The organism is Streptomyces sp. RB17, assembly GCF_009604455.1.
In the GTDB taxonomy this organism is placed as follows: domain Bacteria; phylum Actinomycetota; class Actinomycetes; order Streptomycetales; family Streptomycetaceae; genus Streptomyces.
This window is the reverse complement of sequence record NZ_WEGL01000004.1, coordinates 472,745-497,523: the sequence shown is the minus strand read 5'-3', so window position 1 is coordinate 497,523 and position 24,779 is coordinate 472,745. Positions and strand designations below refer to the sequence as shown.

The 24,779-nt window shown below is 69.9% G+C and carries 29 protein-coding genes, 1 tRNA gene and 2 pseudogenes; 21 read left to right on the top strand and 11 right to left on the bottom strand.

What is annotated here, in order from left to right; all coding sequences use genetic code 11:
- Positions 1–38: 38 nt before the first annotated feature.
- The gene (locus SRB17_RS20150; RefSeq protein ID WP_153540577.1) at positions 39–362 is read left to right on the top strand and encodes a hypothetical protein; all 324 of its coding nucleotides are present in this window, start codon (positions 39–41) and stop codon (positions 360–362) included.
- 10 nt (positions 363–372) lie between these two features.
- Here SRB17_RS20150 and SRB17_RS20145 read toward each other — a convergent pair whose 3' ends face one another.
- From SRB17_RS20145 to SRB17_RS45460, 3 genes are all read right to left on the bottom strand, one after another.
- Positions 373–870, bottom strand: coding sequence for a phosphoribosyltransferase (locus tag SRB17_RS20145; RefSeq protein ID WP_153540575.1), 498 nt, complete (start codon positions 868–870; stop codon positions 373–375).
- A 13-nt stretch (positions 871–883) separates the two neighbouring features.
- Positions 884–1,459 (bottom strand): dCTP deaminase, encoded by a 576-nt coding sequence (dcd, locus tag SRB17_RS20140; RefSeq protein WP_323375978.1) that lies wholly within the window; start codon positions 1,457–1,459, stop codon positions 884–886.
- 88 nt (positions 1,460–1,547) lie between these two features.
- Positions 1,548–1,706, bottom strand: a complete 159-nt coding sequence (locus SRB17_RS45460) for a hypothetical protein (RefSeq protein WP_194294066.1) — start codon at positions 1,704–1,706, stop codon at positions 1,548–1,550.
- A gap of 280 nt (positions 1,707–1,986) precedes the next feature.
- On the opposite strand from SRB17_RS45460, the gene SRB17_RS20135 reads away from it, so the two are divergent.
- Positions 1,987–2,060: transfer RNA gene (locus tag SRB17_RS20135), tRNA-Gly, on the top strand.
- 683 nt (positions 2,061–2,743) lie between these two features.
- Here the strand turns inward: SRB17_RS20135 and SRB17_RS20130 are convergent.
- Genes SRB17_RS20130 through SRB17_RS20115 form a run of 4 tightly spaced genes read right to left on the bottom strand, consistent with a single transcriptional unit; the run spans position 2,744 to position 5,371 of the window.
- A complete protein-coding gene (locus SRB17_RS20130) occupies positions 2,744–3,142 on the bottom strand; it encodes a PIN domain-containing protein (RefSeq protein WP_323375977.1) in 399 nt (132 codons plus the stop codon).
- On the bottom strand, positions 3,139–3,426 hold the full coding sequence (locus tag SRB17_RS20125) for a hypothetical protein (RefSeq protein WP_153540573.1): 288 nt from the start codon (positions 3,424–3,426) through the stop codon (positions 3,139–3,141). The genes SRB17_RS20130 and SRB17_RS20125 overlap by 4 nt, the downstream gene beginning before the upstream one ends.
- Positions 3,427–3,470: 44 nt before the next feature.
- Complete coding sequence (locus tag SRB17_RS20120; protein WP_323375976.1) at positions 3,471–4,145, bottom strand: response regulator transcription factor; 675 nt, start codon at positions 4,143–4,145, stop codon at positions 3,471–3,473.
- Positions 4,142–5,371 carry a sensor histidine kinase gene (locus SRB17_RS20115; RefSeq protein WP_194294065.1) on the bottom strand — a complete coding sequence of 410 codons (1,230 nt, stop codon included), beginning with the start codon at positions 5,369–5,371 and terminating at the stop codon, positions 4,142–4,144. Before SRB17_RS20115 ends, SRB17_RS20120 begins: the two co-directional genes overlap by 4 nt.
- Before the next feature lie 275 nt (positions 5,372–5,646).
- Between SRB17_RS20115 and SRB17_RS20110 the strand changes: the two genes are divergently transcribed.
- Both SRB17_RS20110 and SRB17_RS20105 read left to right on the top strand, forming a co-directional pair.
- Positions 5,647–6,402: an ABC transporter ATP-binding protein gene (locus SRB17_RS20110; RefSeq protein ID WP_153540569.1), complete on the top strand. Its 756-nt coding sequence runs from the start codon at positions 5,647–5,649 to the stop codon at positions 6,400–6,402.
- 18 nt (positions 6,403–6,420) lie between these two features.
- Positions 6,421–7,161 carry an ABC transporter permease subunit gene (locus SRB17_RS20105; RefSeq protein WP_153540567.1) on the top strand — a complete coding sequence of 247 codons (741 nt, stop codon included), beginning with the start codon at positions 6,421–6,423 and terminating at the stop codon, positions 7,159–7,161.
- Between the two features lie 136 nt (positions 7,162–7,297).
- Here the strand turns inward: SRB17_RS20105 and SRB17_RS20100 are convergent, their stop codons facing one another.
- The 3 genes from SRB17_RS20100 to SRB17_RS20090 all read right to left on the bottom strand — a co-directional run bounded on the left by SRB17_RS20100 (position 7,298) and on the right by SRB17_RS20090 (position 9,047).
- Positions 7,298–8,446, bottom strand: a complete 1,149-nt coding sequence (locus tag SRB17_RS20100; protein WP_153540565.1) for a tyrosine-type recombinase/integrase — start codon at positions 8,444–8,446, stop codon at positions 7,298–7,300.
- Entirely contained in the window at positions 8,446–8,658 is a 213-nt protein-coding gene (locus SRB17_RS20095; RefSeq protein ID WP_153540563.1) for a helix-turn-helix domain-containing protein, read from the bottom strand. Before SRB17_RS20095 ends, SRB17_RS20100 begins: the two co-directional genes overlap by 1 nt.
- A 131-nt stretch (positions 8,659–8,789) precedes the next feature.
- Positions 8,790–9,047, bottom strand: coding sequence for a helix-turn-helix domain-containing protein (locus SRB17_RS20090; protein ID WP_153540561.1), 258 nt, complete (start codon positions 9,045–9,047; stop codon positions 8,790–8,792).
- 482 nt (positions 9,048–9,529) lie between these two features.
- Between SRB17_RS20090 and SRB17_RS20085 the strand changes: the two are divergent.
- The 16 genes and pseudogenes from SRB17_RS20085 (at position 9,530) to SRB17_RS20015 (ending at position 22,954) form a co-directional block, all read left to right on the top strand.
- A pseudogene (locus SRB17_RS20085) lies at positions 9,530–10,377 on the top strand (helix-turn-helix domain-containing protein).
- A 7-nt stretch (positions 10,378–10,384) separates the two neighbouring features.
- A pseudogene (locus tag SRB17_RS20080) lies at positions 10,385–11,072 on the top strand (hypothetical protein).
- A 628-nt stretch (positions 11,073–11,700) separates the two neighbouring features.
- Entirely contained in the window at positions 11,701–12,192 is a 492-nt protein-coding gene (locus SRB17_RS20075; protein WP_323376042.1) for a plasmid mobilization protein, read from the top strand.
- A complete protein-coding gene (locus tag SRB17_RS20070; protein ID WP_153540557.1) occupies positions 12,189–13,925 on the top strand; it encodes a relaxase/mobilization nuclease domain-containing protein in 1,737 nt (578 codons plus the stop codon). The genes SRB17_RS20075 and SRB17_RS20070 overlap by 4 nt, the downstream gene beginning before the upstream one ends.
- A 276-nt stretch (positions 13,926–14,201) precedes the next feature.
- Entirely contained in the window at positions 14,202–14,591 is a 390-nt protein-coding gene (locus SRB17_RS20065; RefSeq protein ID WP_153540555.1) for a hypothetical protein, read from the top strand.
- 163 nt (positions 14,592–14,754) lie between these two features.
- A complete protein-coding gene (locus tag SRB17_RS20060; RefSeq protein WP_153540553.1) occupies positions 14,755–15,417 on the top strand; it encodes an HAD-IA family hydrolase in 663 nt (220 codons plus the stop codon).
- Between the two features lie 79 nt (positions 15,418–15,496).
- Entirely contained in the window at positions 15,497–16,726 is a 1,230-nt protein-coding gene (locus SRB17_RS20055) for a helix-turn-helix domain-containing protein (protein ID WP_228396143.1), read from the top strand.
- A 216-nt stretch (positions 16,727–16,942) separates the two neighbouring features.
- Positions 16,943–17,386, top strand: coding sequence for a hypothetical protein (locus SRB17_RS20050; RefSeq protein ID WP_153540551.1), 444 nt, complete (start codon positions 16,943–16,945; stop codon positions 17,384–17,386).
- On the top strand, positions 17,383–17,589 hold the full coding sequence (locus SRB17_RS20045; RefSeq protein ID WP_228396191.1) for a hypothetical protein: 207 nt from the start codon (positions 17,383–17,385) through the stop codon (positions 17,587–17,589). Before SRB17_RS20050 ends, SRB17_RS20045 begins: the two co-directional genes overlap by 4 nt.
- Entirely contained in the window at positions 17,589–17,792 is a 204-nt protein-coding gene (locus SRB17_RS45455; protein WP_194294095.1) for a hypothetical protein, read from the top strand. The genes SRB17_RS20045 and SRB17_RS45455 overlap by 1 nt, the downstream gene beginning before the upstream one ends.
- Positions 17,793–17,899: 107 nt before the next feature.
- Positions 17,900–18,787 carry a glycosyltransferase family 8 protein gene (locus tag SRB17_RS20040; protein WP_323375975.1) on the top strand — a complete coding sequence of 296 codons (888 nt, stop codon included), beginning with the start codon at positions 17,900–17,902 and terminating at the stop codon, positions 18,785–18,787.
- Positions 18,784–19,665 (top strand): phosphotransferase family protein, encoded by an 882-nt coding sequence (locus SRB17_RS20035; RefSeq protein WP_228396142.1) that lies wholly within the window; start codon positions 18,784–18,786, stop codon positions 19,663–19,665. The genes SRB17_RS20040 and SRB17_RS20035 overlap by 4 nt, the downstream gene beginning before the upstream one ends.
- Positions 19,662–20,381, top strand: coding sequence for a glycosyltransferase (locus SRB17_RS20030; RefSeq protein WP_153540547.1), 720 nt, complete (start codon positions 19,662–19,664; stop codon positions 20,379–20,381). The genes SRB17_RS20035 and SRB17_RS20030 overlap by 4 nt, the downstream gene beginning before the upstream one ends.
- Positions 20,378–21,274 (top strand): PIG-L deacetylase family protein, encoded by an 897-nt coding sequence (locus SRB17_RS20025; protein ID WP_228396141.1) that lies wholly within the window; start codon positions 20,378–20,380, stop codon positions 21,272–21,274. Before SRB17_RS20030 ends, SRB17_RS20025 begins: the two co-directional genes overlap by 4 nt.
- Positions 21,271–21,885: a hypothetical protein gene (locus SRB17_RS20020; RefSeq protein WP_323375974.1), complete on the top strand. Its 615-nt coding sequence runs from the start codon at positions 21,271–21,273 to the stop codon at positions 21,883–21,885. Before SRB17_RS20025 ends, SRB17_RS20020 begins: the two co-directional genes overlap by 4 nt.
- A gap of 7 nt (positions 21,886–21,892) precedes the next feature.
- Positions 21,893–22,954 carry a glycosyltransferase gene (locus tag SRB17_RS20015; protein ID WP_153540545.1) on the top strand — a complete coding sequence of 354 codons (1,062 nt, stop codon included), beginning with the start codon at positions 21,893–21,895 and terminating at the stop codon, positions 22,952–22,954.
- On the opposite strand, the gene SRB17_RS20010 is transcribed toward SRB17_RS20015, so the two are convergent.
- A complete protein-coding gene (locus SRB17_RS20010) occupies positions 22,924–23,967 on the bottom strand; it encodes a phosphotransferase (protein ID WP_323375973.1) in 1,044 nt (347 codons plus the stop codon). The genes SRB17_RS20015 and SRB17_RS20010 overlap by 31 nt on opposite strands.
- Before the next feature lie 653 nt (positions 23,968–24,620).
- Between SRB17_RS20010 and SRB17_RS20005 the strand changes: the two genes are divergently transcribed.
- Positions 24,621–24,773 carry a hypothetical protein gene (locus SRB17_RS20005; RefSeq protein WP_153540541.1) on the top strand — a complete coding sequence of 51 codons (153 nt, stop codon included), beginning with the start codon at positions 24,621–24,623 and terminating at the stop codon, positions 24,771–24,773.
- Positions 24,774–24,779 lie beyond the last annotated feature (6 nt).

Here is a 24,779-nt window from a genome sequence, read left to right as displayed (position 1 = left end):
TGAGAATGCAGAAAGCAGCCTTGCGGAGCGTCGGCCTCGTGACCGCGGCCTCCTGCTTCCTGGTGGTGGCGCTCGGCGCGGGGGGCGCGGCAACGGCCGAAGCAGCTGCCCTGCCCCAGAACCCGCAGGCCCTGCCGGAGAAGTCGGAACCGCAGTGCTACGCGACAGACCGCGAGCCGGGCGTGATCGTGTGCTACCGCACTTCGTGGAAGGCCGAGTACAGGCACGGCGACGTGGTCTATGTCCCCGTTCTCATCCAGGTGCCCACGCCGTCGCAGCCGCCGTCCGTGACGATCGTCGACAGTCTGAACGACATCCACCCGACCGGCACGAGTCCGGGCGAGGCTCCCGGCAGCACCTGACGCGGCCGGCTCAGGCGTCGAGAACCTGCCCGGCCCGCCTCACGACGGGAGGCAGGACACTCCATGGGAAGTTGATCCAGTCATCGGTCCGCTTCCAGACGTACTCGCACTTCACGAGGGAGTGGGACTTCTCATAGATCACCGCGGAGCGCACCTCGGCGACGGTGTCGAGGCAGAAGTCGCGCACCAGCTTGAGCGTCTTGCCGGTGTCCGCGACGTCGTCGGTGATCAGCACCTTCTTGTCGGAGAAGTCGATCACGTTGGGGACGGGCGCGAGCATGACCGGCATCTCGAGCGTGGTCCCCACGCCGGTGTAGAACTCGACGTTCACGAGGTGGATGTTCTTGCAGTCGAGGGCGTAGGCGAGCCCGCCGGCGACGAACACGCCGCCCCGCGCGATGCTGAGCACGATGTCGGGCTCGTACCCGTCGTCGGCGATGGTCTGCGCCAGCTCGCGGACGGCACCGCCGAACGCCTCGTAGGTCAGGTTCTCCCGCACTTCACTCATGTTGCTGTGGCCCTCACACCTGGGTCCGATGGAAATTGACGTAGGACCGCGAGGCTGTCGGCCCGCGCTGCCCCTGGTACCGGGAGCCGTAGCGCTCACTGCCGTAGGGGAACTCGGCGGGCGAGCTGAGCCGGAACAGGCACAGCTGCCCGATCTTCATCCCGGGCCAGAGCTTGATCGGCAGGGTGGCGAGGTTGGACAGCTCAAGGGTGACGTGCCCGCTGAAGCCCGGGTCGATGAACCCGGCGGTGGAGTGCGTGACGAGCCCGAGCCGCCCGAGCGAGGACTTCCCCTCGAGCCGCGACGCGAGATCGTCGGGAAGGCTGATGACCTCGTACGTGGAGGCGAGCACGAACTCCCCGGGGTGCAGGATGAAGGGCTCGTCGCCCTCCGGCTCGACCAGCCGGGTCAGATCGGGCTGCTCGACCGAGGGATCGATGTGCGGGTACCGGTGGTTCTCGAACACCCGGAAGTAACGGTCCAGCCGAACATCGACGCTCGACGGCTGCACCATGGATTCGTCGTAGGGATCGATCCGTACCCGCCCGGCGTCGATCTCGGCCCGGATGTCCTTGTCTGAGAGAAGCACGTAGCGAGGATACGCAAGGCGCGCGGAGCCGTGACAATCGTGACGACTCCGCGCGCCTGTGTTACTGCTGCGTTTGCTGTCGCCTGTGCTAGCGCTTCTCCAGGGCGACCGGCACCACACTGCGGAGCCGGGCACACCGGGGGCACCTCATGAGCCGGCCGGGGCCGAGCCGCTCGGCCTGCTGCATCGGGAGCGAAGCGGTGCTGAAGACGTGCCCGTCCGCACAGCGGACCACGGTGCGTTCCATCAAGTCCCTTAAGTCCCTTCCCCAAGAGCCTCGTCGGGCGTTCCGCCCCGACGACAAAAGCCACGTTACGGGATCAAAGACACGACTCTCCAGGCGGCACTCCGGCCTCGTCCGACCCCTCCGCCAGGCCTCCACGGTACGCCCCAACTCGGCCCACCCGCAGCCGGATCCACCCCTGAAACGGGCTCAGACCCCCGGGCCTCGGCACCGGGGGTCTGCGATGATGTACAGTGAGCAAGCGTCCGGACAGGACTCCGCGAGGATCATCGTCCGTACTTACGCGGGTGTAGTTTAATGGTAGAACATCAGCTTCCCAAGCTGAGAGCGCGAGTTCGATTCTCGTCACCCGCTCCAGAGAGAAACCCCAGGTCAGTGGCCTGGGGTTTGCTTATTGTCTAGACCATTTTCGGGGCGTCGTGCCCTTCACGTGCCCTAAGTCGCGCCAACGCGACACCGGAAGGCATACCGAAAGGTGGTTCCTGGCGGTGCGTCAGCCGATCATCTCGAATGGTGAGACGCATTTTCTGTGACCTGCGCCACTTGCGGGCGTGGAGGTGGTGAAGTCGCATACGCAAAACGTCAGTTCGCGCTGGGGGAGAGGCGGAGTGGGTCGCAGTCGGCGAGGTCGTGGAGGACTCGTTTGTGGGCTCGTGCGAGGTGCCTCGCTGTGAAGGAAGAGCGCGCCACCGGGGCAAGGGTCCTGGTGGCTGTCGGCCGTCGCTCGAGTGCGGCGGGTACGTCCTCCGTAAGCACACACCGCTGCCATGCTCGCTGCCCGGAACATCGCCAGGCCGTCCAAGCTCTGAGCGGACCACTTGTCCAGGCTCTGCACAGAGAGTCCGAGCGTTTCCTGAGTGAACAGAGCGAGCGTCCACTGAGTGAACACCGCTCCCGTTTCCTGAGTGAACGGCTGGGCCGCGGTGGCCCCGGCGGTCGCAGCGCCCAGGACGCCGGCGGTGGCGTAGTCGCCGACGTCGACCTTGCGGCGGCGGGCCGGGCGTCGGTGAGCACGCCGGTCGGTGACGCGGCTCGGTTCCTTACACCTTCTCGGCCAGCACGCGTGGATGTCCGGCGGTGAGCAGGCCGATGTCCTCGACGTCGGAGGTCAGGATCGTCACGCGGCCGGGGTGCTGGAGCGCCGTGGCGCACAGCATGGCGTCGATGGCGTACTTGTGGCCATGCAGCCCCGCTGCTCGCAGCAGAGCGGCGGCGGAATGTGCCACGCCTTGGGTGACCGGCTCGACCCGGAGCCGGGAGAGGGTCCACTTCAGCGCGGCGTCGTTGATCTTGGGGTGGATGACCTCGACGAGAACGGCGGCGGAAGTGATGACCGGCAGATCGGCGTCACGGGCGGCCGTCAGCCACTCGTGGACCTCCCGGTCCCGCTGCACCGCCTTCGCCAGGCCCTCGCTGTCCAGGACCAGAGCACCACTCACGCGGCCGCTCCGGCATCCGAGGTGCCACCGGTGAGCCGGGCCCGCTTGGCCGCCACGGCCTCCGGGTCGGCCGGTCCGTACACCTTGTCGAAGTCGGCGACCAGCTCGTCCAGGTTGTCCCGCTCGATCTGCCGCTGCGCCGCCCTCTCCAGGTACGCCGAGACGCCCCGCTTGCCGACCCGCTCACGGATCGCCTGCAGGGTGCCGGCGGTCAGGGTGACGGAGATACCACTCGTGGGGCCGTCACCGGGGAGGAAGTCCACGTCATCCATGTCGTCAGCCATGACACGAGTATGGCATTGAAAGTGGCATACGCCGAAGCCTCGCACTACAGCGACTTGGCCAGGCCGCTTCGGTGGGCGAAGACGACGAGCTGGGCGCGGTCGCGTGCGCCGACCTTCACCATGGCGCGATTCACGTGCGTCTTCACCGTGGCGGGGCTGAGCACGAGGTGCGCGGCGATCTCGTCGTTGGAGAGGCCGGTCGCGACGAGGGTCGTGATCTCGCGTTCGCGGTCGGTGAGCGACTCCAGTCCACGGCGGGCCGTCTCGTCCAGGGGCCGCGGCGCGGCGGGCGTGTCGAGGAAGCGGCTGATGAGGGTTCTGGTCGCGGTGGGGGACAGCAGTGCGTCGCCGCGGCTGACCGTGCGGATGGCCTGGAGCAGTTCTTCCGCGTCGGCGCTCTTGCCCAGGAAGCCGCTGGCTCCGGCGCGCAGTGCTTCGAAGACGTACTCGTCGATCTCGAAGGTGGTGAGGATCAGGACCTTCACCCCTGCAAGGTCCTCGTCCCCGGTGATCAGACGCGTCGCGGCGAGGCCGTCCAGGACCGGCATACGGATGTCCATCAGGACCAGGTCCGCCTGCGCGGTCTTGGCCAGGCGCACCGCCTCGCGCCCGTCGCCGGCCTCGCCGACCACCTCCAGGTCCGGCGCCGGCTCGATCAGGGCCTTGAAGCCTGTGCGTACCACGGGCTGGTCGTCGGCGATGACTACGCGGATGGTCACGGGGCGGGCTCCGGGGCCAGGTCGAGGGGCTGGTAGGGCAGGTCCGCGGTCACCTGGAACGTCCCGTCCGGGCGCGGCCCCGCGGTGAAGCGGCCGCCGAGGGCGAGGACCCTCTCGCGCATGCCGACGATGCCGTGCCGACCGGCCGGGAGGTGCCCGCCACCGAGTTCACGCGTGGCGGCCGTGGTGGTCCCGGCCGAGAGGTCGTCGACGGTGATGCGGAGTTCGTGACGGTCGTAGGTCAGCGTCAGGCGTGCCTGCCGTCGGCTGGAGTGTTTGTAGACGTTGGTCAGTGACTCTTGGATCACGCGGTACGCGGTGAGATCGGCCGCCGGTGCCAGGGAGGTGGCGGCGCCTTCGGTACGGCGGTCGATGTTCAGGCCGGAGGCGCGCAGTGAGGCGAGCAGTTCGTCGAGGCCGTCCAGGCCGGGCGCGGGGATCGCGGTGGGGGCGACGGGGTCTCCGGGTTGTCTGAGCAGACTGACGGTGTCGCGCAGTTCCCCCAGGGCCTTGCGGCTGGCGGACTTCACGTGGGCGATGGCCTCGCGGGCCGCCGTGGCATCGTGGTCGAGCGCCTGCCCGGCGACGTTGGACTGCACGCTGATGAGCGCGAGCTGGTGGCCCACGCAGTCGTGCAGGTCGCGGGCGATGCGCAGCCGTTCCTCGGCGATCCGGCGTCGCGTGTCCTGCTCGCGTTCGCGTTCGGCGCGGTCGGCGCGCTGCTCGATCTCGGCGAGGTAGGCGCGGCGGTTGCGGGAGGAGTCCCCGGCCGCGATCGCCAGGCCGCCCAGTGCGATGAACGCCAGGTTCTGCGGGCCGAGCAGTGCCGGTTTGTGTACCGCGTGGATGAGGGCGAGTGCGGCCACCGCTCCGCCGCCGAGGAGCAGGCCGGGGCGGCGTTCGACCAGGTCGGCGACGGTGTAGAGGGCAATGAGCGGGGCGAGCAGGACCAGTACCCCGCCGGTGCCGCCGCTCTCGGCGAGGAACACCTCTGCGGCCACCGCGCTGACCGCCAGGATCGCCAGTGGGCTGCGGCGGCGTCCGGCCAGCACCCCGCAGGCGAGCGCGGCGGCGATGAGCGCCACGGCGCGGTTGCCTCCGGTTGTGCCGGAATGCCCGGCGAAGGTGGTCAGCACGGTGGCGGCGAAAACGGCCAGGGCGATCGCCGCGTCCGACAGATGCGCATGGCGGCGGGCGGCGCGACGCAGGTGGCCGAAGGCGTTCATGCCTTCACGATAGGCAGGCGCGCCCGGACTGCCGTCGGCTGTGCGCGGCAGCACGGAATACCGCGGTCGCGGTACATGGCCGCGTGAGGACCGCGTGCGCGGTAGCCACGGTTGCCGTATTAGGGCGACGACATACGGCGGGCCGGCCGGGAGGGTGATGACGGCGTCCGGGTGCCGGGCGCCGTCAGCCATTCCTTTGCCCATTCCTCGACGCCACCGAAACGGAGAACCCCGATGCACTCGACCCTTGCGCCGATGCCACGCCGGAGGACGCGATGAACGGCGGCATCACGATGGACGGCCTGACCAAGCGGTACGGCGCCGTGACCGCGGTCGACCGGCTGACCTTCGACGTGGAGCCCGGGGTGGTCACTGGGTTCCTCGGCCCGAACGGGGCCGGCAAGACCACCACGCTGCGCATGCTCCTGGGCTTGGTGACGCCCACCGCGGGCCGGGCCCTGATCGACGGCCGCCACTACGCCGAGCTGCGCGAACCCAGGCGGGTCGTCGGTGCGGTGCTGGAGGCAACCGGGTTCCACCCCGGTCGGCGCGGCCGCGATCACCTGCGGATCCTCGCCCAGGCCGGGGACATCCCGGGCTCGCGGGTCGAGGAGGTGCTGGACCGGGTCGCTCTGGCCGATGCCGCGGACCGGCGGGTGGGCGGCTACTCGCTCGGCATGCGCCAGCGGTTGGGCCTGGCCTCCGCCCTGCTCGGCGACCCGAAGGTGCTCATCCTCGACGAACCCGCCAACGGGCTGGATCCCGCTGGCATGGCCGACCTGCGGGACCTGCTGCGCGAGCTGGCCGGCGAAGGTCGCACGATCCTGATGTCCAGCCATGTGTTGAGCGAGGTGGCGCAGACCGTGGACCGCGTGGTCATCGTCGCCGGCGGCACCCTGCGCTACGCGGGCCCCCTGAGCGAGCTGACCGCGGCGAAGCGGGAGACGCTCGAAACTGCGTTCCTCCGACTCACGTCGAACCCGGACACCGACCCCGCGACCGGCGCCACGACGGCACCGGCCCGCAGCTGAACGCGAGGAACGAGCACCATGCACACCCTGATCCGCACCGAGGTGCTGAAACTGCGCACCGTCCGCAGCCCGTGGCTGCTTCTCTCCGCCTCCCCCCTGCTGGTGATCGCCGGTGTCAGCGGTCTGGTGGTCTCCAGCAAGCAGCCGCTCGACACGCCCGCGCAGAGCGGCGCGCTCGCGCACGTCGGCCTGACCTCAATCCTCACGCTGGTCTTCGGGATCCTCGCGGTCGCCGGGGAGTACCGGCACAAGACGATCACCGACACGTACCTGAGCACTCCGGCACGCGGCCGCGTCATCGGCGCAAAGCTCCTGGTCCACGCGGTCTTCGGCGTGCTGTCCGGGGTCGTGAGCAGCCTCGCCGGCCTCGGCGTCGCCGCCGCCTGGTGGTCCGACAAGGGCGTGTCCTTTGCGTGGTCGGACTCGACGATGTGGGCCACGATCGGCGGCGGCATCGCCTGGAACGCGGCGTTCGCCGCCATCGGCGTGGGCGTGGGCGCGCTCATCCGCAGCCTCGTCGGCGCGGTCGCCGTCGCCCTGGCGTGGGTCGCCCTGGTCGAGGGCATCGTCGGCCAGCTGATCGGCGACCTCGCCCGCTGGCTGCCGTTCAACGCCGGCCAGGCGCTCGGCGCCGGAGCCAAGGCCATGACGACCGGAGACCTGCTGCCGCGCTGGGGCGGTGGCGCCGTCCTGGCCCTCTACACACTCGCCTTCGCCGTGCTCGCCGTCACCACGTCCATGCGACGCGACGTGTCCTGACGCCGTCGCGCCCATGCCGCCTGGCCCCGTGCATGGCATGCCGGACACCAAAAAGACAGTCCCGCCGCCAACCCGGACAGCTCGCTGCACCGCCTCAGCGGCAGCGTGCGAGTCGGCGGCGGGAAGGAGCATCCGGCTATGCCTGACGGGCCTGTTGCCCCGCTGCGGCCTCGCCCAACTGCTGGCGCACCTCCGCGTCGATGCCCTGCGCCAGCTTGCGCTGGTGCTTCGCCGTGGAGTGCTGGTAGATCAGCTGGGCCCGCTCGGAGGACTGGCCGGCGCGGACCATGAGGTCCTTCAGCTTGGCGCCGGTGTCGGCGGCCAGGGTGTTACCCGTGTGCCGGAGGTCGTAGAAGCGGAAGTTGTCGGGCATTCCGACCTTCTTCCTGGCCTTGCGCCACTTACGGCCGAAAGTCGAGCGGCGGAACGGGGCTCCCTTCTCTCCGACGAAGAGGAGGCCGTTCGGCTCCTTCTCGGCGAACCACTGCAGGTGGCGGCGCAGCTCGGGCAGCAGGAAGTCGGGCAGGTAGACGGTGCGCTTGCCCGCCCGCGACTTCGGGTCGCCGGTGACCCGTCGTCCGTTCGTCAGCTCCGGGGAAGCCTGCGTGATGCGCACGGAGCATTCGTCGAGATCGACACCACGACGGCGCAGCTCGGCCAGTTCCTCGGGGCGGAGCGAGGCGAACGCGCCGAGCAGGACCATCAGGCGCCAGCGCGGGCCCATCGCGTCGGCCAGGTCGAAGACCTGCTCGATCGTGGCCGTTGGACGCTCGTCGGCCTCCTCCTTGCCGGCGCCCTTGATACGGCACGGGTTGCTGCGGAGCAGGTCGTCGTCGACCGCCGTCTGCAGGACGGCCTTAAGCAGCCGGTACGACTTCGCGACCGTGGTGGCGCCAGTGGCCTTCAAGCGCTCAGCCCGCCAGGTGCGAACGCTGGGCGAGGTGATCTCGTCCAGGTTCTTGCCGCCGAAGGTCGGCAGGATGTGCAGGTGCAGCAGACCGCTGTAGCGGTCGACCGTCGTCGGGGCCAGCCCGCGCTCCTTCAGCCAGCGCAGGGCGTACTTCTTGAAGTTGACCGCCCCGGCATCCGGGTCGCGCCATTGGTTGCGCTCGATGTCGGCGCGGGTGAGGTTGAGCCACTCCTGCGCGTCGGACTTGGTGTCGAACGTCTCCGGCGCGGTGTAGCGCTGCCCGTCCGGGCCCAGGTAGCGGGCCTGCCACCGAGCGGATGGAAGCTTGCGCACCGTGCCGAACTCGCGCCGCCGCTGCGGCTTGCGTCCCGCCATCAAGCCGCCTTCCCGTAGCGGGCACGGATGCGGCGGACCGGCTCGACGGTGCGCGCCTCGATGTACTCGGCGATCGCGCTTTCCGGGATGCGCACCGGGCGACCGAGCTTGACGTAGCGGATGCGGCGCTCGGCGATCAGACGGCGAACGAAACGCTCGCCCGTACCGAGCATGTCGCCGGCCTCGGCCACCGTCAGGAGGCGGTCAGCCATTCGCGATCACCTCCTTGGCGGTGCGCTGGGGGTAGGGAAGGGCAGGGGGTATTGCGGGTTGCCGCAAGGGCGATACGTCCTTTACTCGGGGAGGTGGTTTCGAGGCAGCAGTCGGGCCGAGGCACACGGGCCTACGCGGCATGAACCCCGTGGAGAAGAGCCAGGGGTGAGACGCGGAGGGCCTGAGCGAGAGCGACAAGGTCGTCTATGTCGCAGCGGCGCTGGGCGCGTTCGATGCGGGACAGCATCGTGTTGGACATCGGACGGCCGAGGGCGGTGACACGGGCGGCGAGCTCACGCTGGGCGAGGCCGCGCTCGGTACGGAGGGTTTCGATGGTGCGGGCCGTCCGTATTCCGGCCGGACCTATTTCCAGGGATCGTGCTGCCATGGCTCCAAGTTGTAACTTGCATTCGCCGGTTTGGATAACCGGCGATCGTCGGCTATGTTTCGCCCCGCGCGCGGCCGGGCGTTGCCTCCAGGCGGGGTTCTGGGTATCCGACAGTGGTTGGCTACACCAGCCCGACGAGGTGCTCTGACGTGGGGTGTTGTGTTGTAGCTTGCGCCGCAGCGACGGTCAACGGTTTCCCGATGTGATCCTTCTGGCTCGGCATGCGGGGCAACTTTTTTGTCAACCGGCGATCCGGGCTTATCGTTTAGTAATTGCCTCGTGCAGGACACGTTCGCCGTCGGCTGTCTGATTTCCCCGGCGGAATGCTGGACTTGCGCGGCATCCATGTGGCTGTCTTGGCTATGCGACGCCACCAGCCCGCTCCGGCGCCTTCGAGCGGAGAGCCGCGCGCCGCCCTCCCCGCGCAACGCCCCACGAGGGCCAACCACACCTCCCCGACCTGACCTAGGAGCCGCCACCCCATGAGCCACGACGCCCGCGAGTGGGTGTGGGACCACAGCCACAGCAAGGGCACCGCCCGCATGGTGCTCGCCCTGATCGCCGACCGCTGCCGCGACCGGCACTGCATCGCGTACGCGTCCGTGCCCACCCTCATAAAGCGCGCGAACGCCTCCCGCACTGCCGTGCGAGACGCGCTGGACAAGCTGATCGCCAGTGGTGAGCTGGTGCAGCTCGCCGGCCGCAAGGGGCCACGTGGAGAGACCTACTACCACCTCCCGGCCGCCGCCCGGTTCCTCGCCGAACAGACCACAGAGGGGGGCCGGAATCCGACCCTCCCCGGGGATCAGAATCCGACCCCCGGGGGACCGGAATCCGACCCTGCCGACCCCTTCGAGGGGGACCGGAATCCGACCCGGGAGAGCGGAATCTGGCCCCCGGGGGGTACGGATTCCGACCCGGAGGGGGCACGGATTCCGACCCCCAGAACAATAGAGAACCGAAGGTGAACGGTAGTAAGAGCAGCAGCACCTCTGCCCCGCTCATCGCAGCCACCGAGTGGCGGATCGACGACGACGCCCGTGCCTGGCTGCAGCACCACGGCCACCTTGACCGGCTCGGCGAGCGCGCCTTGCAAGCGGCCGACGAGAAGTGGCGCTCGTACCGGGCGGCGTGGGCGCCTCGCACTGCCGCCGCGTGGGCTGCCGACTGGCGCGCGTGGATCGCCCGTGAACGCACACCCGCCCCTGGCCGACCGAACCTCTACGCCCTGCCCGGCGGCACCCCCACACCCACGGCTGGCATGACCCGTGCCGAGGCCCACACCGCCGCCCTGCTCGCCGCCCTCGACGAACCGACTGGAACGGAGTGACCCGCCCTTGGACCGACGCGAAATCGCCGCCATCCTCGCCTACATCGGCCGCCTCGACCCCCGCACCACCCACACCGGTACGGGCGAAGCCCGTGACCAGATCGCCCGGTGGCACGAGCTACTCCACGACGTACCCTTCGCCACCGCCCACGGCTGGGACGTCCGCGAGGCGATACGAGCACACATCCTCGACTCCCCGTACCCGATCCTGCCGGTGGACGTCGCCCGCACCTGGCGCGCCTACCGGCGCGACCGCCTCAATCGGCACACCGATCCCACACCGGCCGCCGACCCCGACGACCCAGCCGCCTGGCGCGCCGAACTGCTTGGCACCCGGCACGCCGTCGCCGTCGGGCAGACCGCACCCTCGACGTACCGGCAGATCACCGGCGGTAGCCCCCGTCCGGACACCGAGGCCCGCCTGCGCTCCGTCGGATCGTGCATCCCGCCGGCCGTCCGCGCACAGCTGGCTCGCTACCGGCCAGCCCGTACCGCGCGCGAAGCCGCCGTCGCCGACGGGCGCCCGGACGCGCTCAGCGTCCGGTGCGGGTGGTGCCACGCGCGCGCGGGCGACCCGTGCCGTCAACGGCGCGTGGGCCCTGAGCACCACCCGAAGCAATGCCGTCCGCGCCACTCCCCACCCCTCGCGCGTCGACCTCGCCGCTGCCCGGCTGGACCAGCAGCAGGCTGCGTGACCCACTCCAACATGCCTCGCTCCTCACCGCCATGGTCCCCGCAGTCCGGTACCCGGCGGTCCCCGGCAAGCCGTGCGCGGCAGGTGGGGACCGTCCCGACGAACACCATGCGGGACCGCGTCTCGGGGACTGAGTTCACCGCAGCCGGGGACCGTGACGACAGCTCCTCCGGGGACCAGCAGGGACACCGACGGGGACCGGTTCCCTGAGAAACCCCTGCTCAGGGCGCTATGAGGGCGGTCCCCGCAACGGTCCCCAACCACGGGGACCGGTCCCCACGAACGTCGCAGCCTGGTCCCGGAGCGGTCCCGGGGACCGTGAACGGCACCGTTTCGGGGACCGGTCCCCACAGTCACGGACGCATCTCCAGCGCCGGCCGAGAACAGCAACAGCCCCCTACCCCGGTCCCCGTCCCCGCCCCTCACCCGCCCGGAACGACACCCCTCGCTCGCGACGCACCACCACCCCCTCATCACACACCCCCGGAGTACCGCACGTGCACAACCAGCACCATGAATGCCCCGCCACTCAGCAGGAGATGACCACCACGCCGACCTCAGCCGGAGCAAGTTGGAGGTTCGGGCACTCCCCCGCAGGGGGAGTGCCCGAACCCGGTCCCGCCCCGGGGGTGGCGGGGCCCGTCCAGCGCCAGGGGGCGCCGGACGGAAAGGTTGCGGCCGAAGCCGGACCGCACCTGGGTACGGCCAGCCGCAAGGGCAAGACCAAAAAGGGCAAGGCGCGTCCGCGTGACAAGAAGCAGCGCCCCGCCCACAGCGTCCGCCTCAACAACCAGGAACTCGACATCATCCAGTCCGGTGCCGACCACGTCGGCATGAGCGTGGCCGGGTTCCTGGCCCACTCCGCGCTCGCCGCTGCCCGCGACCAGTCCCGCACCGCAGCGGCCATCGCCACCGAGCGGGACATCCTGACTGCCCTGTTCGGTGTGCGCCGTCAGCTCGGCTGGGCGGGCAGCAACGTCAACCAGATCGCCAAGGCCCTCAACTCGGGTGCCGACGCACCGCACTTCGCCGCTGCCCTCGCCGACCTGCAGCGTGCCGCACAGGCCGTCCAACGGGCAGCCGACAGGGTCGCCAACGGGCAGGAAGGCGAGGCGGCTTGATCCCCCGGATCCACCAGCAGGGCAGCAACACCCTCGGGCTCTTGCACTACCTGTACGGCAAGGGCACCCACGAGGAGCACATCGACCCGCACCTGGTCGCTTCCTTCTACGGCATGGCCCCCGACCCCGGCCGCGACCCCTCGGCCACGAAGAAGGACCTCCAGCACCTCCTCGACCAGCCCCTGTCCCTGCTCGACGCGGACCGGCGTCCCGACAAGCACGTCTGGCACTGCTCGGTGCGCGCCGCGCCCGACGACCCGATCCTGTCCGACGAGCAGTGGGGCGACATCGCCCGCCGCATGGTCGCCGCCACCGGCATCGACCCTGGCGACGGCGCCGGCTGCCGCTGGGCCGCCGTCCGGCACGCCGACGACCACATCCACATCATCGCCACCCTGGTCCGCGAGGACGGCCGTCGCCCCGACCACCACCGCTCCGGAAAACGCGCCCAGGCCGAGTGCCGGCTGATCGAAAAGGAACTCGGCCTGCACCAGGTCGCGCCCGGGGACGGCACCGCCGCCAAGCGGGCCACCAGCGCAGAGCGGCACAAGGCCGAACGCGTGGGCAGGGAGCGCCCCGCGCGCGAGGAGCTGCGGGAGACCGTACGGCGCGCGGTCGCCGGCGCCGCCAGCGAGGAGGAGTTCTTCGACCGGCTCGCCTCCGCCGGTCTCCTCATACGCCAGCGCATCGCCCCGTCGGGAGACCGCCTCGGCTATACCGTCGCCCTCCCTGGGGACCGAAACAAGGACGGCGAGCCAGTCTTCTACTCCGGGTCCAAGCTCGCCCCCGACCTGTCCCTGCCCCGCATCCGCGAACGGTGGACCCCTCCCGCAGATGCCGCCACTGCAGCGGACGCATCCCGGCCGGAGAAGCCGGCCGTGCCGGACGTGACAGGTCCCGCGTTCGCACGGCGCCGGGCCACCGCCGCCACGTGGCAGGCCCTGCTGATCATCGACCACGGCGACGACAGCGCAGCAGCAGCCCAGATCGCCGCCGCAGGGGAGATCCTCGACGCCCTCGCCAAGACCTCCGCCGCCCACACCCGCACCGAACTACGCGAGGCGGCCTTCGCGTTCGAGCGGGCAACCCGCTCCCACATCAAGGCCGTCCGCGGGTACGACTGCGCGCTGCGCCAGGCGGCCCGCGACCTCGTCCACAGCGGGCCGGCCCTTGGCCGCGGCGAGGACGGCGCCACCACCGCCATGCTCATCGACATGGCGTTCTTCCTCGCCATCGCGGCGGCGAACTGGCATGCCAAGAGGCACCACGCCCAGCAGGCGCAGGCCGCCCGCCAGGCAGCCGAGCACCTCCGCGCCGCCTACCAGGCCGCCGCAACCCAGCCCATGGACGTGCTCCGGCAGCGAGGCCGCCGCATGCCTCAGCTCCTGCGGCACCGGCAGGTGGCCATCCTGCGCCACGCAGTCCCCGACCTGGCCGAACAGATCCTGGCCGAACCCGGCTGGCCCGCGCTCGCCGCCACCCTCGCCGACGCGAAGGACGCCGGCCACAACCCGGCCACCCTGCTCACCGAAGCCACACGACGTCGCGAACTCGACACCGCCACCTCCATCAGCGACGTCCTCGTATGGCGCCTGCGCCGCAGCGCCCACCTGCCCGCCGCCCCGGAAAACCCCCACGCCACGACCACCCGAGATAAGCGGCACGTCCCTTCTCCGGCGCCCGCCGCACAACCCCCGAACAGGGCAGCGAACGGCGCAGCCCGCCGGCGCTGACCGGACAAGCGCAGGCGGAAGGTAGCCGACGATCCCCGGTTACCGAAACCGGGGATCGTCCGGAGCATCTGATGTCCACAAACCCCACGCCACGCCCCTGGCCCCGCCGTCCCCACCGCAGTCGAGCGCGCATCGCGCCCACCGCCGGCCCGCGCCCGGCAAACACCCCAACGTGAAGGCCCCCGCACCTCATGCCCCGAGCACCACCTGCCCGCACACCCCCGAACCGCACACCAGCACCAACCGATCTCACGACACCACACAAGGAAACCGCCCGTGCCCTCCGCCGTTCGCCCGGAAGTCGTCCTCCTCATCACCAAGGTGGACTTCAGCCACCCCGACATCCGGACGCGCCCGTACCACCGCGACGGACGCCCGTTCACCCGCGCCGAGCGCGACCTGCTGGTCACCTTCACCCCGGAGGAAAAGGCCGCCGCGAAGGCGCAGATACAGCTCGAAACCGAATGGCAGCGTGAACTCGACGAAATGAAGGACGACTTCGTCGCACTGCTCATGAAGTACTTCGCCAAGCTCCCCAAGGGATCCGTGGTCGACGACGCCGTCGCCATCATGCCCGACGAGGACTACGCAGAGTTCGCACGCCTCACCGAGATCGTCACCGCGGAAGACACCCTCGAATACCGCGCCTTGCACGAAGACAACTGACCGACCGCGCACCAACGGCGGCCCACAAAGTGGGCCGCCGTTGCGACGACAGCATCCAGGCAGATGTGTCGGAGTCGCCGGAGGAAGTGCAAGGCTTGTCGGCATCCGCGTTCTCAGCGCGCGGTAGCGTCTTTGTGAGGCCAATGGAGAGGGAGCACGCAGAATGCCACAGCCCGTGGGCACTACGAACCCCCAAGCCAAGCATGGGCTCATCCTGGACTTCGCCGGGGTGCTGACCGCTGATCCGCTCCCCGTGCACCGCGCGTGGTGCGAGTCGGAAGGGCTCCCCCCGGAAGCGTGGCGTGCCACCCTCAACGATGACCCTGAAGGCCGGCGGCTCTACGCGGCCCTGGAGGTCGGTGAGATCGGTCAGGCGGAGTGGAACAAGCGCACTGCGGCCCTTCTCGGACCGCAGGTCGCGCCGGACAACCTGATGGGGCGTGCATGGTCTGCGGTGCCGACAGCTCGGCGTATGGCCGCGCTCGCGCGCGCGGCCAAGGGCGCGGGATACCGTCTCGCTCTCTTGTCGAACAGCTTCGGCACGGACCCGTTCAACCCGTACGACCGAGCAGGGATTTGGGGCCTGTTCGATGTGCACGTCATCTCGGAGCAGGTCCGTATGGCGAAGCCCGACCCTGCCATCTATCAGCTGACAGTGGAGCGTCTCGGGCTTCCTGCACAGGCATGCGTGTTCGTTGATGACCACCCTCGGAACCTGCCGCCGGCCGAGGCCCTCGGTATCACCACCATCCTCGCGACGGACGAAGCGGCCACCGTGGCCGAGCTTGAGGCACTCCTCGGTGTGAGCGCCGCGCTTTCCGTCTAGCGGCGACTTCCAGCCAACTCACTGTTCCTGTAGTGCCCATGGGTGTTGCCGGTCGTAAAGCAGTGGGTACGGTCCGTGCTTGGCCGACCGGGGAGGAGCTGCTGCCATGCAGTGGTCCGAGTACAGCACCGCTGAACGGCTCAAGACGCTGCGCGGCGCCATGACGCAGGAGCAGTTGGCCGAAGCCGCCAACGTCTCCGTGGGGGTGGTGCGGAAACTGGAACGGGGCGGCACCGCTTCCCTTCCTTCGCTTCTGTCCATTGCCTCTGCACTTGGGACGGACATCGCCGTGCTCCTCGGCCAGCAGGCGCCCCGTCGCTCCATGGACCGCGACGAGCGGGCAGCGCTGCGCACGCTGTCTGCTGCCACGCACGATGCCGCGATCGGCATCCCCACCGACACCGAGCCGGGCACCGTCGAAGAGCTCCGTGGTGTCGTTCGGCGCGCTGATGCGGCCTACTGGGCGGGCCGCTACACCGAACTCGGGGCGCTGCTCAGCGCCTTGCTGCCCGAAGCCCGCGCCCGATACGACGTGGCGGAAGCCGACGAGCGGGAGGCCGCGGCCAGCGTGCTGGCCGATGTCTTCCAGACTGCCGGGATGGCCGCGAACGTGTGGGGTTCACGGGACCTCGCCTATGCGGCGCTCACCTACGGCCGGCAGATCGCCGTGCAGGCCGGAGACGATCTGCGGGATGCGCACCTGGCCGCCACCACAGCGTGGGTGAATCTCCGCGACGGGCGCACGGCGCAAGGGTTCGCGCTCGCTGCGGCTCAGGCCGAGCGGATCGAGCCGAAGATGTCCGAGCACGATCCGGACCGGCTGTCGGTGTACGGGCAGCTCGTCACGAACGCTGCTGTGGCCGCGTCCCGGGGTGGCGCCTCGCCGGACACCGCCCGGGAGTACCTCTCCCAGGCGCATGCGGTCGGCGCCCGCATCGGGGCGGAGCATGCTCGTGGTCGGCATGCCCAACCCTTCGGGCCGCTCTATGCCGCCACGCAGGCGATGAGCATCGCCGTTGCCCTCGGCGACACCGGCGGTGCGCTCCGGCTCATGGACACAGTCCGGCTGGACGACACGGTGCCCCTCGCCACTCGGGCCCGGTACGGCCTCGACATGGCGTTGACGCACGTGGAGTGCCGTCGGTGGGACCAGGCTGCCGACACCCTGGAAAAGGTCTGCGGCATGGCGCCGGGGTGGGTGCGGCACCAAATGCTGCCCGGAGTGATCATCTCTCGCCTCGCCGGAGTGTCCGTCGCGCGGCTCCGCGGGCTCGCCCACGCGGCCGGCGTGCCCCTCGCCGTCCGCTGACCGCCTGCCGCCTGCCGCCTGCCGCCTGCCGCCTGCCGCCACGACCCATAGCAGCTCCCGCGGCCGCCGCCAGCCCGACTGCCACGCTCCGTTGCAGTCCTGCTGAAGGACGAGCGTGTAGCAGCACGGGACGTGGCAGTCCGCCGTGTCATGACTTCGTGGCGCCGCCACGAGCCGGGCCTGTCCCGGGCACACCACCGACAGCACGCTGACTGCATGCCGAAATCCCCTTCCGGCGGCATCGGACACGTGCCGGTTGCCGTCTACTCCTGTGCGGCCGAATCGGCCGCTGTCCGCGATGCCGAGCGCCGCGCACGCCACTACGCCGACGCCCGGCACTGGCATGTGGCCGGCACCTGGTCCGACAAAGACCCGTGTGTGCCGCTGGACGCCCGCCCGGCTTGGGCGGCTGTCACGAGCGCACTGTCCTCCGGCCTGGTCCGCGGCATCGTTGTCGCGGGAATCTCTCACCTGGCCGAAGACGTTGGGCAGTTCGCCGCGCTCGGTGTCCTCGTTCGTGACCGGGGCGGTTTCCTCGCCGAGGCGACGTCGCCGTCGGCCCGCCAGACGCCGGCGCAGCACGAACGCCGCCGCATCCTCCTCGAAGCCTCCTCGGGCTGGTGGCTGTGGGACGGCCTCGTGCCGGGAGCCGCCTCGTGACCCGGGCACGGGCGGAGGTCGGTGACCTGGTCTCGGACGCTAACGGACGTCGCGCCATCGTCACCGACATCAGGCAGGGCACCGACTGGGTCCTGCGTCCGGTGTCGGGCAGCCCCACGACTGAGTGGGAGACGGATGAGCCCGGCACCCTCGACGTCATCGAGACGCGCGCATACCGCCTGATCCGAGAGAAGACCACCTGATGCGCAGCCGTCGCAAGGCCCGTGGCGGGGCCGTCGATTCCGTCAAGCGGTTCTGCGTCGGCGTGTGGTTCACCGGGCACCTCGCTGCCGCAGTCACGCTCGGCACGCTGATCACCAGCGACCATCAGGACCTCGCCTCCGGCCAACGGCCGACGGTCAGCCAACCGGACGCCGGCCCGGACGAGGCCGACCGCGCGTTCTAGCCCCCTGCCATTCGCTGCCAGCTCAGCCGCAGGGCAGGCGGGCACTGACGACTCACAGCTCATCACCAGATCACTTCCACGGACCACGCCCGGAAGGCGGACCCGCCGTGTACGCGTTCGGCATCTGCATCGACCGGCACTACCTCACCCCCGGCCTCGCCGCGATCACCTCTCTGGCGGACAGCCTCAGCCCCCGTGCCCGCAAGGCCGCAGCGCTGCGCTTTCTCACCTTCGACCTCGGAGCGTCGCAGGTGCAGCTCCTGACCCACCTCACCAAACGGGTCGGCTTCGGCTCCTTCGCCTTGGCCCGTCGCACCCCGCTTCGCTCCGCACGGATGGCGGACACCTCGTACATCACCGTCACCACCTATCTGCGCTTCGAGTTCACGCCCAACTTCGTCCGCCGCCCGTACCTGATCTACGTGGACGCCGACGTCCTGGTCCGCGACGACCTGACCACCCCGCTCGATGCTCTCCGTCCCGGCGAGGTCGGCGCCGTACGTGACGAGTTCAACCCGGCAGTCGGTCGCTGTCCCGCCCTACCGGGTGCCGTGGACCGCTGGCCGCGTCTGAGGGACCGCCCGTACTACAACGCCGGTCTCCTGTGGGCCCACACCGCCGATCTGCCACGTATCCGCCGGGGCGTCGAACAAGCCCTGGCCAGACATCGACAGCACATCCTCCACAACGACCAGGACGCCCTGAACCTGTGGCTCCTCCGCACCGGCCGCGTGCGGGCGGCCGACGCCGTATACAACCGGTTCGAGGTGGGCCGGTACCTCGAACGCGGCGACTGGGTACGCCGCGTCGTCACCCGCCCCCTACGACCGGACCCGGACGCCCGCCTCATCCACTTCGTGGGCCCGGAGAAACCGTGGCAGGCAGCCTGTCCCGGCACGGCCGAAGTACGGGAGTACCGCACTCTCCTGAAGCGGACCCTGCGACACGTCCGCGCGCTGGGCGCCGCCCATCCCGAGCCGGCGGGGCTTCGATGACCACGCCGCCCGCCATGGTCTCCCGCGCGTGCAGCACCCTCCTCGGAACACCCGCCGAGAGCGCGGAGCGCCTGTCGGCGGGCTCCCGGACGGCCGTGTTCCGGTCCGGCCTCAGCGACGGCCGCAGCGTGATCGTGAAGCTGTACGACCACACCGCCCGCCGCAACGCCCTGACCGAGGCCGCCGCCATCCGGGCGGCCGGCGTCGCTGTGCCCGTCCCGCAGGTGCTCGGCAATGGCACCATCTCCAGCCAAGGGGCCACCGCGCTCATCACCTCTGACCTCGGCGGACACACACTGGGTGCCGCCGTTCGTTCCAGCCTCATCCCGCATGCCCAAGCCCTCAAGGACCTCGGCGGCCTCCTCGCACGCCTGCACCGAGCACCGGTCGAGCAGGCAGTTCCCCGCCGCCCGTTCTTCGACTCGGTCTCCTCCCTGGCCCGCCGCTGCCCACCCGAACTGCTGAACCGAATCGGCCCCGCCCTCGCCGTCATCGCCGACACGCCGGAGCGAGCACCCAGCGTGTGGTGCCACGGCGACATCCACTTCGACAACGTCGTCCTCTCCGGCCCGCGCGGCACGCGCTACCTGGTCGACTTCACCGATGCCGCGCCGGGCCGGCGAGAGGCGGACGTCGCCCACGCCCTCGTCATGACCGCGACCCACACCCCATGGGACCGCCGCACACTGCTCGACGCCTACGCGGCGCCCCTGAACGACTCCCGGCTCTCGGCGTGGGTGGTGGTCCACACCGCGCGCTGCTGGATCCACGCCACGCCTGGTACCAGCCGCCGCTTGTGGTCGGACCGCCTGGCCGACCTGACCCGTCAGACACCGCACCTCTTCCGCACGCCCCGCAGCGAAGGGACACCCCGATGACCAGCCCTGGACTGACAGTGGTCATTCCAGCCCACAACGAAGCCGCCTACCTGCCCACCGTCCTCGCCTCCCTCGAACGCTGGCAGGAGATAAGCAGCGAACGAGGGGAGGTCATCGTGGTGGACAACGCCTCCACCGACGCCACCGCCGACATGGCCGCCTCCTTCGGCGTCCGAGTGATCAGCGAGACCGTCCGCAACATCGGCCGAGTACGCAACACCGGCGCGGCTGCCGCCGAAGGCCGCTGGCTGTTCTTCACGGACGCCGACGTCGCCCTGCCCATGGAGGCCATCACCGCCGCGGCCACCGCCGTGGACAACGGCGCCGCCGGCGGGGCCATCCCACCCCTCTACACACCCAAGCGGCTCGGTGCACGACTGCTGTGCGCCTACTGGGACCACTACCGCACCAACCACGGCGGCGCACAGGGCGTCGCCCAGTTCGCCACCGCAGCGGCCTTCCAAGCGGTCGGCGGGTATCGCGACGACCTGTTCATGAGCGAGGACGTCGAGTTCTTCGACCGCCTGACGGCCCACGGCCGCATCAAGAACGCACCGGTGGTGATCCTCGACGAGCTGCGCGTACGCCCCTCCACCCGCCGCTACGACCAGTGGTCCAGCCTCCGGATGCTGTGGTGGCAGAACCCCGTCACCGCCCGGCTGCGGCTCAACTCCCCGCGTATGTGGCGCCACTGGTACCAGACCACTGTCCGATGACCCCGGAGTCCGCCATGACCGTGACGCCGCCCATACCGGACCTGGACGGGATCTACACCTTCCCCGACGACCTCATGCGCGCCCACCAGCAGTGGACCGAGCGCCTGGCAGAACGCCACGGCGCCCACGACCACCGGATCATTGAGCTCAAGGCCCCGCACAGCGGGCACCGCTACTTCATCGAGATGCGCCGCCCCGTCGGCCGCCCGGTGCTCGCCATCGAACCGCACCACGACGACTTCGCCTTGTCCGCCTCCGGAACCTTCCTTGCCCATCCCCGACCGCTCACCGTGGCCACGGTGTTCACCCGCTCGACCAGCGTCCACCCGGCCTTGGAGGACACCTACGGCACCGAGGCCGTCGTATCCGACCTGCGCAGCCGGGAAGGAGCGGCTGCCCTGGCGCCCTTGGCCGCCGACCGGATCCTCCTCGGCCATCAGGACGCCGAGCCGCCGTACCGCCCCTTCGACCAGGACCGCCTGGACCGGATCACGGACGAACTCCGCGAGATCGTCGAAGCCCACCCCGAGGCCGAACTCCTCGCTCCGGCTGCCGTCACCCGCCACCCCGACCACGTCCTCGTACACGCGGCAGCAGTACGCCTCGGATGTCGCTGGTTCTGGGAGGACCTCGCGTTCTGGCCCACCTACGCCCTGGCCGGCTGCGACCAGCACCTCTTCCGAGCACGTACCGGGCCCGCCCTGGCCCCCGAGATCGTCGACATCACCGACGTCGTCCTCGACAAGACCACGGTCCTCCACATGCACGGCTCGCAGATGCACCCAGCACGGAAGATGTACCGGCCGATCCGGCACGCGTGGACCACGGCGGCCGACCTCCTGAGCGGCACGGGAGCCTTTGCAGAACGCTTCTACCGGACGGAGTCGCTGTGAAGATCATCGCGCTCGAAGGGCCCTCATACGCCGGGAAGTCCACCGCGATCCGACACCTGCGCACGGGCGGCATCGAGGAGCGGGCCTTCGTCTCGGACTGCTACGTCCAGCACATCGCCCGCCGCGCCGACATCCCACCCGCCCGTACCGCATCCGCAGCGGAACAGCTCGCCGCGTTCGAGACATTTATGGGCATCGAAGGCGCTCGCGTGCGCCGGGCGCTCGTCAACGCCAAGCCCGTCGTCCTCCTCGATCGTTCGGTGGACACCCTCCTGGCCCACGCCCACGCGCTCGACGCCCTCTTCGGCTACGACGTCCACCACCGCCTGCGCGACCGCCTCCAGGAACTGCCCTTCCTGCGCCCCCACCACACCCTCTACCTCGACGTGCCGGCCGAAGAACTGGCCCTGCGACGAAAGGCCGCCGGGCACACGGCGGCTGAGTCCGAGTACTTCCTTCACGAGCCGGCGTTCCTCGCGCACGCTCGGGACTACTTCGTCTCCGCAGCGCAGCCACCCGTGTCGCGGGAAGTGACGGTCATCCCCGCCGACACCAGCCCAGACGCGGTCGCGCACGCGGTGGAAGCCCTCGTCACGTACTGGGCCAGGTGACCGGCCGATGCCTACAGCTCTCTTCGCCTGGCGGCGTACCCCGCCTCCGTTCCTCATCGGCGGAGCGGAGGTCACCCAGCAACTCCTCGCCGAAGAACTCGCGGCAGCCGGATGGCGCACCGTCTACCTCGGCTCCCACCAAGCACCCTGGGACCAGGCCCCACAGACCGCCCAGATGCGGACCTTCCTCGACGAGCACAACACCGCATACGAGGAGACCCAGGAGGGCCTGCGCTACAGGTGGAACGGAGTGGACTGCCTCGCCGTACCGCAGCAGCGGATCACGTCGGCTCTCCGGGACCTGCTGCCCCAGGCACGACCGGATGTGGTGTTCACCTCACAGGAAGGCGCGGCCGGCATCGCTGCCCGAGCCCGGCCCGCCGCCCTCGCAGCAGGCATCTTGCACTCGGTCTCCAAGACGGGACTCGGCGTCCTCGCCGGCCGCCCGCACCACGGACTGGCCGTTTCCGAATTCGTTCTCCGGCAAGCGCCCCCGACCGACGGCACACAGCTGTCCGTCCTGTACCCGCCCTTCACGCCGCCCAGGCCAGGGCAGCACCGCCACGAGCGAACCAGGGCCGTGCTCATGGTCAACCCGATCCCGGCGAAAGGCGCCAACCTCCTGCACCAGCTCATCCGCCACATGCCCGAACAGCGCTTCACCCTGGTGGAAGGCTGGTGGAACACGGCCGAGCAGTTCGCCGGCTACCCCAACGTGACCTACGTGCCCCGGGTCTACGACATGAGCCCCCTCTACCGCAGCCACCGCTTCCTGCTCGTGCCATCCACGGTGCAGGACGCATTTCCCCGCGTGATCATCGAAGCCGCACTGCACAGGACCCCAAGCATCGGCAGCGATCGGGGCGGCATCCCAGAAGCCATAGGCAACGCGGGCATCGTGCTTACCGCCGAGGCCGGCGCGGAGGAGTGGGCGGAGGCCATCCGCGCCACTGACCACCACACCCTGGGAGAGCAGGCGCGGCGACGAGCGACCGCCTTCACCCGCCCCCGCCTGCCGGACCTCGAACGCCTCGGGATCTACCCTGCGGCGAACGCGTCCTCGACCTGATCCAGCCGATCCGTCCACCAGTGCAGCAGCGCCTCGTCCGCGGTGAACAGGTTGTCGAAGGAGAAGTCACCGCGGTTGTAATGGAACTCCAGCGGCCAGAAGTCCGTCATCCGCTTCCACCACAGCCGACGAGCACCGTCCACCAGCGCAGACGGCTCCAGCGGCACCACCGACCGATACCCGCCGACGAAGGCAGACACCCGCGCGAGGTCGAACACCCCACCCACTCCGAACTGCACCTGCGCCGTCCGCACGACCTCTTCCGCGTACGGGCGCACCGCGATCCGGTCCCAGTCCAGGATGGCGGCGAGTTCCCCGCCTTCCCAGAGCAGATTCCGGTACTGCACGTCGCCATGCGTCCACCCATGGTCACCCTCAGGCGCGGCGGATCGCGGACGATGATCGGCGTACTTGAAGACGCGGGCCCGTCGGTGGTCCAAGGCAGAGGCGACTTCCTTGTCGAAGCCGCTGCCTGTGCCCTTGTCGCGTACGGCTGCGGACAGCCGCTCGGCCTTCTCCACCGCTCGCTCCGGCGAGGTGACGTCTGCAGTGATCGTCTCGGGCACATCTGGCAGCAGCCCTCGGCCGCAAGCCCTGCCCAGGCTCACATGCAGGCACCCCAGGTGCGCGCCCAGCGCACTCACCCGGGCCGGGCTGAGATCAACACCCCGGACATGTGAGCCGGCCACCCACGGAAACAGGCACCAGGCACCACCCCCGACCTGCGCCACCAGCGAACCCGAGGTCGTGGGAGCAGGGGCACTCACCGGGACGCCGTCGGCGGCGAGGGCGGGCAGCACGCCGAGATTGCGCTGCAACCGCTCCAGCGAGGCATCCGTGACCCGCTTCAAAGCGAACTGCCCGGCCGGGGTGTCCAGCCTCCAGTTCGCATTCATCAGCCCATCAGCGAGATAGAGACGCTCCCGCACGTCTCCGAGGCCGAAGGCATCGATCAACCCTGAGAGCACACTGTCGGCGATATCGCTTCGGGCCGCCACGGTGGCATCAATCACCCCAAGGACGATACGCGAGCACACCCCACCCGAGCACAACGATCACCGGGCGCCTCTCGCTTCCGGGCGCTTCCACCCGGTCGTCAACAATGCCAACCTCAGTCACTCATTTAGGTGATCACTGGCCTGAATCAACTCCGTAGAGGCCGACAGCGTCGCGACATTCGCGGGTGGCGGGCACAACATCGCGCACCACAGGCGGCCCCGACTCCTCCCCGGACAATGAAGCCGTCCCCGCAGGCAGGGCTTCGGCTGGCACCGGCCGCGTACGGCCCCCCGTGCGCTGGGTGCTCGCACCTCGGACGACGTGGCAAGCGCGCCGTTTGGCGGCCAGGTTCGGGAACAGGTCAGTGGTCTGAGGGTTGCATTCCCCCTGACAGGACGGCGCGGCGCCGAAGAGGCGCAAATCCGCCAAATTGCGATCCCACGGACCCCTCCCGCTCTGGCCGGTAAGCCCGTCACCCGAATGGAGTAGCCACCATCACAACCAGCCCGGCGGACAGGTGGGCGCACCACCCGGCACCGCATCCGAGAAGGGCTCGCGAACGAGCTGCTGCGCAGTGCTGCGAAGGTATCTCTTTGGAACGGAAACGGTCTGTGCTTGCTTGAAGATCGGTTGTGTTCGAAGAAACTTCCGTACTGAGGGGGAAAACATGCGGAGTAAGCTCGTCGGCCTGATCGGCATTGTCGCCTTGGCCGTTGCCGTCGGCACCGGAGTGGCGGTGCACGACTCCGAGGCCGCCACGGCCGGGAAGAGTGTGCGCATTCTGGCCACCAATGAGGGGCCGGGGTCCAGCAGTCAGTGACGAGGA

Excerpts from the sequence above, each read along its gene's own strand:
- SRB17_RS20095 (WP_153540563.1), bottom strand. The coding sequence starts at position 8,658 with ATGGCTGACCGCCTCCTGACGGTGGCCGAGGCCGGCGACATGCTCGGT.
- SRB17_RS20060 (WP_153540553.1), top strand. The coding sequence starts at position 14,755 with ATGCCACAGCCCGTGGGCACTACGAACCCCCAAGCCAAGCATGGGCTC.
- SRB17_RS20090 (WP_153540561.1), bottom strand. The coding sequence starts at position 9,047 with ATGGCAGCACGATCCCTGGAAATAGGTCCGGCCGGAATACGGACGGCC.
- SRB17_RS45455 (WP_194294095.1), top strand. The coding sequence starts at position 17,589 with ATGCGCAGCCGTCGCAAGGCCCGTGGCGGGGCCGTCGATTCCGTCAAG.
- SRB17_RS20035 (WP_228396142.1), top strand. The coding sequence starts at position 18,784 with ATGACCACGCCGCCCGCCATGGTCTCCCGCGCGTGCAGCACCCTCCTC.
- SRB17_RS20030 (WP_153540547.1), top strand. The coding sequence starts at position 19,662 with ATGACCAGCCCTGGACTGACAGTGGTCATTCCAGCCCACAACGAAGCC.
- SRB17_RS20110 (WP_153540569.1), top strand. The coding sequence starts at position 5,647 with ATGAACGGCGGCATCACGATGGACGGCCTGACCAAGCGGTACGGCGCC.
- SRB17_RS20145 (WP_153540575.1), bottom strand. The coding sequence starts at position 870 with ATGAGTGAAGTGCGGGAGAACCTGACCTACGAGGCGTTCGGCGGTGCC.
- SRB17_RS20025 (WP_228396141.1), top strand. The coding sequence starts at position 20,378 with ATGACCCCGGAGTCCGCCATGACCGTGACGCCGCCCATACCGGACCTG.
- SRB17_RS20115 (WP_194294065.1), bottom strand. The coding sequence starts at position 5,371 with ATGAACGCCTTCGGCCACCTGCGTCGCGCCGCCCGCCGCCATGCGCAT.
- SRB17_RS20005 (WP_153540541.1), top strand. The coding sequence starts at position 24,621 with ATGCGGAGTAAGCTCGTCGGCCTGATCGGCATTGTCGCCTTGGCCGTT.
- SRB17_RS45460 (WP_194294066.1), bottom strand. The coding sequence starts at position 1,706 with ATGGAACGCACCGTGGTCCGCTGTGCGGACGGGCACGTCTTCAGCACC.
- SRB17_RS20105 (WP_153540567.1), top strand. The coding sequence starts at position 6,421 with ATGCACACCCTGATCCGCACCGAGGTGCTGAAACTGCGCACCGTCCGC.
- SRB17_RS20100 (WP_153540565.1), bottom strand. The coding sequence starts at position 8,446 with ATGGCGGGACGCAAGCCGCAGCGGCGGCGCGAGTTCGGCACGGTGCGC.
- SRB17_RS20125 (WP_153540573.1), bottom strand. The coding sequence starts at position 3,426 with ATGGCTGACGACATGGATGACGTGGACTTCCTCCCCGGTGACGGCCCC.
- SRB17_RS20015 (WP_153540545.1), top strand. The coding sequence starts at position 21,893 with ATGCCTACAGCTCTCTTCGCCTGGCGGCGTACCCCGCCTCCGTTCCTC.
- SRB17_RS20050 (WP_153540551.1), top strand. The coding sequence starts at position 16,943 with ATGCCGAAATCCCCTTCCGGCGGCATCGGACACGTGCCGGTTGCCGTC.